An 8693-nucleotide genomic window follows, 5' to 3' on the forward strand; every position below is an offset into this window, starting at 1 on the left:
CTCATCAGTCGTCGTTTTCAATCCTGGTTCAACGTTAAAATCAAGAACAATCCGTGAAGATTGGAAAACGTCGTAATAAGCTAAAGTCTTTTTCGTTATAAAAGTTGATAAATCAAGCTCTTCCAGTTTCGGTTTGACTGCTCCTTCCATCAAATGACGGTATTCAAGAAGAGCTTCCAAACGTTTGGAAACCAAATCCTGATGATGGGCTATTTTGCTTAAAGTTTCCTGACTATTATCGGGGTGTTTTATTAGTTGCTGAGTATATCCTGAAGCGATTGTCAAAGGTGTCCGAATATCATGAGCGATGTTACTGATTGCCATATCTAGGGTACGTTTTTCATGCTTCATGATTAGCTGATTCTGTTCCACTTCTTGAAATAGATTCTCAATTTGGTTATGTAGACGCAAAATGGTCTTTGAAAAGAAATTTACCCCGATCCTCTTCATGCTACCAGAGCGAATCTTTTCTTCAATTTGTTTGCTTAAGTCTCTAATTGCTATATGATAGCGAATCAAAGAAATCGCCAAAATAATGTTAGTAAGGAGTAATATTGATATCAAAATGTAATTCATTATTTGTCTCCTTTTAATCGAACACCAACTCCCCAAATGGTTTCAATGTACTCATGATTTGGATCCAGTTGATGCAGTTTTTTACGGAGATTGCTTAGATGAGTGTTGAGCGTATTATCTCCAGGCAGGTAACTTTCTTCCCAAATCAATTCATAGAGTTCTTCCTTGGTGAAGATTTTTTTAGGATGATGGAGCAACATTTGGAGAATTTGACACTCTTTCTTTGCAAGGCGAATAGTTTCAGTAGAATTGCTTATTTCAAAACTATCCGCATCGAACTGGATATTTTTTAAGTTTTTTACGAGGTTATCAATTTCTCCTCGATTTTCTGACTGATGTTCACCACTTTGGCGTAATTGCACAGTGACTCTGGCAAAGACTTCATTCAAATCAAAAGGTTTTACTATATAGTCATTGGCGCCGTCTAGTAGGTATTGGCTGATGAGCTTTTTATCACCCAAAGCAGTGAGCATGATGACCGGAGTCTGACTAGTTTGTCGAATAGCTTGCAAGACTTGGTCACCATTTTTCCCAGGGAGCATGATATCTAGTAAAACGAGATCAATGCCACCTTTATCAAATTGCATGATACCTTCTGTGCCAGAAAAGGCTTGTATCACCTCGTGTTCTTCAGTAAGAAGGGTTCTTAAAATTTCCTGGATTTCATTATTATCTTCAATTACAAGAATGCTCGCCATAAACCTCGTCCTTTCTAAAACTATTATAACATGTTTTGTTAGGAATTCCAGATACAGAAAAGTTCCTCTCACATTTTAAGCAAGAAGGAACTAATGAATATTGAAACTATTTAACCAAATAAGCAATCAAGGTTATGATCCATAGATGAGCTGGGTAAAAGATATAAAAGAAATACTTATTCCATATAGTTTGTTCACCACGTTCCCCATTATACAAGGCCATAAAAGGAAATACGGTGATAAAGAGCCAGTCAGAATTGTAAAGCATCATTTCCAATGTTTGGTGCCAAGTGTCGTAAATTTGGATGGAAGTCACTAATAGAAAGGCCCACAGAATGGCATATAGAAGATTTCGCAATCCCTTGCGATTTCGACAAGAGTAACTAATCAAGAGAAATGGTAGCATGGTGATGCCACCCTCAGTAAAAAGACAACCAAATATCAGAATACCAGCAACTCCAATCCGACGCCACAACTTCTCTTTTTGTTCCATCTCTTTTCGAGGAAAACCAATCCAAAGCATGGTGATACCGATGGCCAACGTCAAGAAAATATTATTAGTGACCATTACTCCCTTAGAGGCAAATAGGGCATTGAGGAGGCTATTTCCAGCAAACATGATAAGAGCCCAACTCCAAAGTCGGATGAGGTAGTTTTTCAGATTTCGAGTATGGATGAAGCCTTCCATAGCCATATAGGCAAACCAAACTCCAACACAACGGGTCATAGCGTGAAGAATACCTTCCCACAGAGGAGAAACGATTCCCGTGATATGAGGGATATGGTCTAGAACCATCACTGCCAGCATCAGATACTTCAACTGTGTCGCATTCCATTTTTTCATAATAAACCTCTTTCTTTTTGATCTACATAGAGTATAGCATACATTTCCACGTATAATCGTACACCTATCTTACATTTAAAAAGCCTATCTTACATTTTTGTAAGACAGGCGTGAATATCAAAAATTTATTATGAAATTTACCTTCTAGTCCGTAATTCGTTGGTACATTTCTGGTCTTCTATCTCGAAACAAGCCCCAGTTTAGGCGTTCACTTGCTCCCTTGTCAAGGTCATAAGTTGCTAACAGAACAGCTTCACCTTGTCTTTCGGCTCGTTCTAGAATAGCTCCTGTTTCATCCGTCATAAAGGACGAACCGTAGAAGTAAAGACTGGAACTCTGTCCACCATTTTCCTCACTTGGAGTGACTTCTTCCAAACCGTAACGATTGGCTGCAATGACTGGGACAATATTTGCTGCTGCGTGCCCTTGCATGGTACGTTGCCAGTGCCCACAACTGTCTGTATCCAAAATTGGTTCTGAACCAATAGCTGTTGGGTAAAAGAGCAATTCAGCACCATTCAGAGCAAGACAGCGGGCTGTTTCAGGGAACCATTGATCCCAACAGATGCCAATCCCAATCTTAGCGTAGCGAGTATCCCAGACCTTGAAGCCAGTGTTACCAGGCGTAAAATAAAACTTTTCTTGATAATAATGGTCATCTGGTATGTGGGTCTTCCGATAAACGCCCAGCACTTCTCCATCTGCATCAATAACGGCAATAGAGTTATACAAGACATTGCCATCTTTTTCATAGAAACTGATTGGTAAAACAACCTCTAGTTCCTTAGCAAGCTCCTTAAAATACTGAATAGCTGTATTTTCTGTCACCGACTGGGCATACTGGTAGTAGTCATACTGGCGTTCCTGACAGAAATAGGGACGTTCAAATAATTCAGGTAAGAGAATAATTTGGGCTCCTTGCTTTGCAGCTTGTCGAACTAAACGTTCCGCTGTTTGGATATTCGTTGCCACATCCTTGGCACATTGCATCTGGATCGCTGCAACTCTAACATTTCTCATCTTTTTCTCCTATTCTGGGATTTGTTGGGTGATACAGTGGATATTGCCACCACCTAAAAGAATATCTCTGGCTGGTATTCCGACAACTTTACGGTCTGGGAAACACTTACTGAGGATATCTAGAGCCACTTGGTCATTGACATCCTCAAACTGTGGAACCAAGACAGCCTTGTTTGCAATATAAAAATTGACATAGGAAGCAGCAAGACGCTCGCCCTCATAACGCTCCTCTTCCCCTTCCTCATAGGTATAGCCTGGTAAATCCTCCTTAGAGACAACCTGACAAATAGCTGGGATAGGAAGCTTATGAATAGTGAAGGGACGACCTTTTGCATCCGTTTCCTTCTCTAAAAGTGCAAGGTCAGCTGCAGACATACCATACTGGGGATCGTTTTGATCATCTGTCCAAGCCAAGACAAGTTCCGCAGGACCAACAAAGGCAGCAACATTGTCAACGTGTTCATTGGTTTCGTCCTGATAAATACCATAAGGAAGCCAAATAACTTTTTCAGCTCCAAGTCTCTCTAATAAGGTATTCTCGATTTCCTCTTTAGTCAAGTGGGGATTGCGACCAGCGCTTAGTAGGCAACTTTTAGTCACGAGAATGGTTCCTTGACCATCGCTATGGATCGCGCCTCCTTCCATTACAAAAGGTTTAGCCTCGTAAACAGGTATTTCCAAGGCCTCAGCAAAATGACTGGCTACTTGATCATCATCTTCATAGTCTTGGTAGAGACCATCTACAGCCCCACCCCAGGCATTGAAAGACCAGTCCACTGCCAACTTTTCTCTTTTATCATTGACGAGAATAGTCGGACCTGTATCACGAGCCCAGGCATCATTGGTGGGAATGTCTAGATAAACAACGCTATCTCCAAGGTAGTCTTGGGCTTCAGATAGATGGTCCTGCTCCACCAAAAGATAGACTCTTTCCCCTTCTGCTATGGTCTTGATAATTTGGCTAAATGCTTTTTTTGCAGCCTTTCCTTGAAAAGGCCATGAACCTGGTCGAGTCGGCCATATCATGAGGGTGCCATGATGGGGTTCGTACTCTGCTGGCATACGATAGCCTGCTTTTTTCGGAGTTTCTATCATGATAATCTCCCTTTAAAGTCTTGATAGCCGAAGGTTTTGACTAAGCTGCAGTCACCTTGCTCGTCCATGAGATAGAGACTTGGCAAGCCAATACCGTTAAAGGTATTATTTTTAACAAATGAGTAAATAGCCATATCTTCAAAATAAAGCCTATCACCTATTTGGACTGGATTTTCAAAGCTATAATCTCCAATCACGTCGCCCGTCAGACAGGTATTAGAAGAAAGCCTATAAGTATGGGCTTTTTCCATTGCATCAAAGCCATTTCTCAAAGGTGGACGATAGGGCATTTCAAGTACATCTGGCATATGGCAGGTCGCAGAGGCATCTAAAACCAAGATCTCCATACCGTTTTCGACAATATCCAATACCTCCGTTGCTAGATAACCCGCATTGAGCGCAATAGCTTCACCCGGCTCGATATAGACCTCAAGATTGTAAGTTTCTCGGATACGCTTGATTTCAGAAATCAGCAAATCCACATCGTAGTCGTCTCTTGTGATGTGGTGTCCGCCACCCATATTGAGCCATTTTACCTCATGTAAATAAGGACCAAACTGCGCTTCTACTGCTTTCAAAGTTGTCTCTAAATCATCTGAACCTTGCTCGCAAAGGGTATGAAAATGAAGACCATCCACCAAATCCAACAAATCACTAGGAATTTTATCAAGTGTTACACCAAAACGAGAACCTGGTGCACAAGGGTCATAGAGCGCGTGGTCTCCTTGAGTTGAACACTGAGGGTTGAGACGTAGACCTACACTAATACCAGCCTCACGACAACGAGGCCCATGTTTACGCAATTGTCTCTCTGAGTTAAAAACAATATGGTCAGATATTTGCAGCAACTCTTCCATGTCTGATTCTTTAAAAGCTGGCGCAAATACATGGACTTCACCTGGAAATTCTTCCCTAGCCAACTTAGCTTCATAGAGTCCACTAGCCGTTGTACCAGAGAGATACTGGCTAATTAGTGGATAGGTTTTGTAGAGGGAATATGCCTTCTGGGCAAGCAAAACCTTGCAATCGGCCTCTTCTTGTACATATTGTAGAATGCGGCAGTTGGCTTCTAACTTTGCCAAGTCAATGACGTAAGCTGGTGTTGGTACTTGTTCTAGCTTCATTAGTCCACCATTTGCGGATTTTCAACCACAACCCATGGCAATCCGTACTCATTCAAAGCTTCCATGAATGGATCTGGATCCAACTCTTCAAGGTTATAAACTCCAGGCTGTTTCCAAGTTCCGTTCATAACCAATTTTGTCCCGATCATGGCTGGAACGCCTGTTGTGTAAGAAATAGCTTGTGAACCAACTTCTGCGTAGCACTCCTGATGGTCGCAAACATTGTAGATGTAGATGGTCTTTTCAACACTGTCTTTGACACCTGTAAAGATACAACCGATATTGGTTTTACCAACAGTGCGTGGGCCAAGGCTGGCTGGATCTGGAAGCAAGGCTTTCAAGAATTGGATTGGAACGATTTCTTGGCCGTTAAAATTAATAGCATCAGTACGAAGAAGCCCAACGTTTTCCAAGCATTTCATGTGCGTTAGATAAGATTGGCCAAAAGTCATAAAGAAACGAATGCGTTTAACACCTGGGATGTTTTTCGCCAATGATTCAATTTCTTCATGGTGGAGGAGATACATGTCTTTTTGACCAACTTGAGGGAAATCATACTCACGTTTGATAGACATAGCTTCAACTTCTACCCATTTTCCATCTTCCCAGTAAGAACCTGGTGCAGAAACCTCACGTAGATTGATTTCTGGGTTAAAGTTTGTCGCAAATGGATAACCGTGGTCACCACCATTACAGTCTAAAATATCGATATAGTGGATTTCATCAAAGTAGTGTTTGAGGGCGTATGCTGAAAATACGCTGGTTACCCCTGGGTCAAAACCAGAACCAAGCAGTGCTGTTAATCCTGCTTCTTTAAATTTATCCTGATAAGCCCACTGCCATGAGTAATCAAAGTAGGCTGTAAAACCAAGTTCCTTGCAGCGTTTTTCGTAGATGGCACGCCACTCAGGATCTTCTGTATCCTCTGCCTCGTAGTTAGCTGTGTCGATATAGTGAACTCCAGTCGCTAAACAAGCGTCCATAATGGTCAAGTCTTGGTATGGTAAAGCTACGTTCAAAACGGCTTCTGGCTTGTAGCTTTCAATCAAAGCAATCACTTCTTCAACCTTGTCAGCGTCAAGGGCAGCAGTTTCAATCTTTGTACTTGTTTTGCCTTCTAATTTAGCCTTCAAGTCATCGCATTTTGACTTGGTACGGCTAGCAATCATAATCTCTGTGAAGGTTTCGCTATCTTGGCAAATTTTTGAAATAGCAACTTGGGCAACGCCCCCACATCCGATAACTAGTAAACGACTCATTTTTTTCCTTCCTCTTCTTCTAAAATGTCCTCAACATACTTGGGCAACATAAAGGCCCCCACATGTAAGTTTGCGGTGTAGTATTCTGTGAAAAGCTGGCGTTTTTTCCAGCCTTCCTTGTCAAAATCTTTGACAGGGTGGTATTTTTTAGATGCAAATCCAAACAACCAATAGCCAGCTGGACTGGTTGGGATATGGGCCTGATAGACTCGGCTGATTGGAAAGGCTTGATTGACCTTGCGGTGCATGCTTCGGCAAGCTGACTCATCCTCGTCAAAGAAGGGACTCCCATGCTGGTAAATCATGATACCGTCTTCTTTCAAGGCTCTGTAACTGTTGCCGTAAAATTCCTTGGTAAAGAGCCCTTCCGTATGTCCAAATGGATCTGTCGCATCGTTGATGATAATATCATAGTCATCTTCGCAATTTCTCAAAAAGCGTAGCCCATTTTGGTAGTAAATGGTAACACGAGGATCATCTAGCCCCGCAGCAAAGTCTGGGAAATACTCACGACAGACCTCAACCAACATCTCATCCGGTTCTACAATATCGATTTGCTCCAGTTCAGGATAGAGGGTTAATACTTGGGCAACACCACCGTCACCACCCCCAATAACCAAGACTTTCTTGGGATTCGGGTGGACAGCCATGGGAACGTGAACAGTCATTTCATTGTAAACAAAATCATCCGCATCTGAAAACAAGACATGCCCATTTAAAATCAGTATTTTCCCAAAAGCTGGCGTATCCAAGACTTCGATATCTTGCCATTCACTTTTACCAGCGTAGAGTTGTTTGGCTGTTCTCAGGGACAATTTCACATCTGGAGTATGAACTTCAGAAAACCATAAATCCATCTAGTTCTCCTTTCTCTTAATGACGTTGATGTGATTGACCTCTGGATCTTCCGTCCCTTGGAGGGAGCAACCACGTTCCTTGGCAAATTGGATATAGTCTACAATTTCTCGTGTAATCCGTTCACCTGGCGCTAGGATTGGGATGCCGGGAGGATAACACATGACAAATTCTCCGCAGACTTGCCCAACAGACTCATCCAAGGTCAAACTTCTTCTCTCTGAATAGAAGGCTTCTTGCGGAGACAGAACCAACTCGGGTTGGATATATTCTCCAGCAATCAAATCTTTTCCATCTCTTGAGTAGAGTCTCTTGATATCAGCCAAAGCACCAACCAAGCGCTCGATATCTTGGATGCGATCACCGATTGAAATATAGGCCAAGATATTGCCGATATCACCAAATTCAATTTGAATATCGTATTCATCTCGCAAGAGATCATAAACCTCAATACCGGTTAAGCCAATACCCTGGGTGTAGACTGACAACTTAGTAACGTCAAAATCACAAACGGAAACACCGTCTATTAACTCTTTAGAGTAAGCATAGTAGCCACCGATAGCATTGATTTCACGACGAGCATACTCGGATAGCTCAATGACTTTCTCAAACGACTCTTTACCACGAAGGGCTAAGTTTCGACGCGAAATATCTAGACTAGCCATCAACAAGTAAGAGGCAGATGTAGACTGGGTCAGGTTGATAATCTGACGAACGTACTCAGGGTTCATCTGATTCCCGATAAGTAAAATGGAGCTTTGGGTTAAACTCCCGCCAGACTTATGCATAGAGACCGCAGCCATATCAGCACCAGCATCCATAGCAGATAGCGGCAATTTATCTGTAAAATGCAGATGAGCTCCATGGGCTTCATCCACTAAAACCAGCATGCCTGCTTCATGAGCCATTTCTGTTAAACCCTTGAGATCTGAACAAATTCCATAGTAAGTAGGATTGTTAATCAAAATGGCCTTGGCATCTGGATGCTCCTTAATTGCCTGCGCAACACGGTCATTTTCAAGACCTAAAGCGATGCCAATTTTAGGATCTACACTCATCTCGATATAGATGGGAATGGCGCCACATAGAACCAGCGCATTGATAGCAGATTTATGGACATTACGTGGCAGAATAATCTTATCTCCTGCCTTGCAGGTGGAAAGAATCATGGTTTGAACAGATGAAGTTGTTCCCCCGATCATGAGAAAGGCATGCGCTGCTC

General features: G+C 42.2%; 9 protein-coding genes. All 9 read right to left on the reverse strand.

Annotated features, from left to right (window positions below):
* A partial coding sequence (locus SORDD24_RS02825) for a histidine kinase dimerization/phospho-acceptor domain-containing protein (RefSeq protein ID WP_061407230.1) occupies positions 1-576 on the reverse strand: 576 nt, incomplete at its 3' end.
* Entirely contained in the window at positions 576-1274 is a 699-nt protein-coding gene (locus SORDD24_RS02830; protein ID WP_061407233.1) for a response regulator transcription factor, read from the reverse strand. The genes SORDD24_RS02825 and SORDD24_RS02830, both read right to left, overlap by 1 nt.
* Before the next feature lie 106 nt (positions 1275-1380).
* Positions 1381-2118, reverse strand: a complete 738-nt coding sequence (locus SORDD24_RS02835; RefSeq protein WP_061407237.1) for a TraX family protein — start codon at positions 2116-2118, stop codon at positions 1381-1383.
* A 144-nt stretch (positions 2119-2262) separates the two neighbouring features.
* A complete protein-coding gene (aguB, locus tag SORDD24_RS02840; RefSeq protein ID WP_061407238.1) occupies positions 2263-3138 on the reverse strand; it encodes an N-carbamoylputrescine amidase in 876 nt (291 codons plus the stop codon).
* 9 nt (positions 3139-3147) lie between these two features.
* Positions 3148-4233 carry an agmatine deiminase gene (aguA, locus tag SORDD24_RS02845; protein WP_061407241.1) on the reverse strand — a complete coding sequence of 362 codons (1086 nt, stop codon included), beginning with the start codon at positions 4231-4233 and terminating at the stop codon, positions 3148-3150.
* Positions 4230-5357 carry a carboxynorspermidine decarboxylase gene (nspC, locus tag SORDD24_RS02850; RefSeq protein ID WP_061407242.1) on the reverse strand — a complete coding sequence of 376 codons (1128 nt, stop codon included), beginning with the start codon at positions 5355-5357 and terminating at the stop codon, positions 4230-4232. The genes aguA and nspC overlap by 4 nt, the downstream gene beginning before the upstream one ends.
* Positions 5357-6616, reverse strand: coding sequence for a saccharopine dehydrogenase family protein (locus SORDD24_RS02855; RefSeq protein WP_061407244.1), 1260 nt, complete (start codon positions 6614-6616; stop codon positions 5357-5359). The genes nspC and SORDD24_RS02855 overlap by 1 nt, the downstream gene beginning before the upstream one ends.
* On the reverse strand, positions 6613-7473 hold the full coding sequence (gene speE, locus SORDD24_RS02860; RefSeq protein ID WP_000366713.1) for a polyamine aminopropyltransferase: 861 nt from the start codon (positions 7471-7473) through the stop codon (positions 6613-6615). Before speE ends, SORDD24_RS02855 begins: the two co-directional genes overlap by 4 nt.
* Positions 7474-8693 (reverse strand): aminotransferase class I/II-fold pyridoxal phosphate-dependent enzyme (locus SORDD24_RS02865; protein WP_231082667.1); only part of this gene is annotated, 1220 nt, incomplete at its 5' end.

The sequence above is a fragment of the Streptococcus oralis genome (assembly GCF_001579175.1).
GTDB classification, from domain to species: Bacteria; Bacillota; Bacilli; order Lactobacillales; family Streptococcaceae; genus Streptococcus; species Streptococcus oralis_O.

Bases quoted from the DNA above. Each gene is read 5' to 3' on its own strand.
- SORDD24_RS02855 (WP_061407244.1), bottom strand. From the start codon at position 6,616: ATGAGTCGTTTACTAGTTATCGGATGTGGGGGCGTTGCCCAAGTTGCT.
- aguA (WP_061407241.1), bottom strand. From the start codon at position 4,233: ATGATAGAAACTCCGAAAAAAGCAGGCTATCGTATGCCAGCAGAGTAC.
- SORDD24_RS02830 (WP_061407233.1), bottom strand. From the start codon at position 1,274: ATGGCGAGCATTCTTGTAATTGAAGATAATAATGAAATCCAGGAAATT.
- aguB (WP_061407238.1), bottom strand. From the start codon at position 3,138: ATGAGAAATGTTAGAGTTGCAGCGATCCAGATGCAATGTGCCAAGGAT.
- nspC (WP_061407242.1), bottom strand. From the start codon at position 5,357: ATGAAGCTAGAACAAGTACCAACACCAGCTTACGTCATTGACTTGGCA.
- speE (WP_000366713.1), bottom strand. From the start codon at position 7,473: ATGGATTTATGGTTTTCTGAAGTTCATACTCCAGATGTGAAATTGTCC.
- SORDD24_RS02835 (WP_061407237.1), bottom strand. From the start codon at position 2,118: ATGAAAAAATGGAATGCGACACAGTTGAAGTATCTGATGCTGGCAGTG.